We start from the raw sequence: 1,451 nt of genomic DNA on the forward strand, positions 1-1,451 counted from the left end.
CTTGCAGCAGATTGCTGAAAACCCGAATGATATTGATGCGTTGCTACCATGGAATATTAAGCGTAGCTAGGTGCCATTACCCAGACGCTTACGGTGGTTCGTTGCCAGCGCTTATTGCACTGTCTTTTTCATTAAGTTTGGCCGCTATCGGATTATCTATTTTGATTGCCACCAGTGTCGATAGCACTGAACAAGCAACCACGATTGGTGGCATTATTAATATTTTGTTAGGGGCTATTGGTGGCATTATGGTGCCCAAATTTGTGATGCCCGCATTTATGCAAGATCTCGCCAACATCTCGCCCATGTCTTGGGGCCTTGAAGGTTACTTAGATATTTTCTTGCGCCAAGGTGGTTTCAGTGATGTTATTAACGAAATACTGGCGTTAAGTAGTTTTGGCTTGGTTGCACTGTTAATCGCAACAATCATATTTAAGATAAAAATAGGAAGAGTGGCATGATAGGTTCACAAGATGAGGCACTTAAACAAGACTTAAAACAGATGATCATTGATGAATGTGAAAAAGAGGAGTTCACGGCTGATGATATCAGCGACGAGGTTTTACTCTTCTCGCCTGAAAGCGGGACCCTGTAAATAATTCTGTGTAATTACCATTTTACAGGTGGCGCTTTAAACGGTCTTCAAACTCAATTATAAACCGATTTATAGCGGGCATTATCGATTATGCGTTAGTGGTTGGGCTAGAGATGTTTGCTCCGCTCTCTTATGAAGGGTTTTCCTCAATGCAATTACTCACGAATAATTGTGTTAAACCCTTTGATGCAGAGAGAAAAGGGTTAGTTTTAGGCGAGTCATTAGCGGCTGTTTTTTTTAGCCGAGAAGAGGTTCAACATAGTACGTGGGTTTTTAAAGGCGGCATTAGCCGCAGTGAAACCGCCAGTGTGACCGGTTCAAAAGTGGATGGCACAGGTATCTTTGATGTGATGCAAAAAACATTAACCGTTAGCGGTGTAAATATTGATGATATCGATGTGGTTAAAGCGCATGGCACTGGCAGTCCGATGGGGGATGTGGCAGAGATCAATGGCATGAAACTACTGTTTCAAGAGCAACCGAGCTTCTTCTCTTTTAAACCTTATATTGGTCATACATTAGGGGCTTGTGGGGTAAGTGAGTTGTTGCTTTTAATGGAAAGTGTCGATGCAGGGTTTATCCCCTCAACCCCAAATTTTGGAAAAACAGATGAACAGTTAAATTGGTCGCCACTGCAAAGTACCATGAATTGTCACTCTGGCACATTTTTACTGAACTATTTTGGTTTTGGTGGTAATAATACTTCGCTGATTATCAGTAAGAGAGTGTCATGATCTATATTAAGCAAGTGGGTTGCATCAACTATACCCAAACGACTTGATAATATTTCGCATCTAGCTCATCGCACTTCAAACTGCAAAATTGAAGGTTTGAAAGTTGTCATTAATTCTACTCG

General features: G+C 41.4%; 3 protein-coding genes. All 3 read left to right on the forward strand.

What is annotated here, in order from left to right; all coding sequences use genetic code 11:
- A partial coding sequence (locus G322_RS0119285; RefSeq protein ID WP_156874007.1) for an ABC transporter permease occupies positions 1-461 on the forward strand: 461 nt, incomplete at its 5' end.
- Entirely contained in the window at positions 458-595 is a 138-nt protein-coding gene (locus G322_RS23625) for a hypothetical protein (RefSeq protein ID WP_022943287.1), read from the forward strand. The genes G322_RS0119285 and G322_RS23625, both read left to right, overlap by 4 nt.
- 80 nt (positions 596-675) lie before the next feature.
- The gene (locus tag G322_RS0119295) at positions 676-1,329 is read left to right on the forward strand and encodes a beta-ketoacyl synthase N-terminal-like domain-containing protein (RefSeq protein WP_342662430.1); all 654 of its coding nucleotides are present in this window, start codon (positions 676-678) and stop codon (positions 1,327-1,329) included.
- Positions 1,330-1,451: the final 122 nt, after the last annotated feature.

Source organism: Psychromonas hadalis ATCC BAA-638, assembly GCF_000420245.1.
Taxonomy (GTDB): Bacteria; Pseudomonadota; Gammaproteobacteria; order Enterobacterales; family Psychromonadaceae; genus Psychromonas; species Psychromonas hadalis.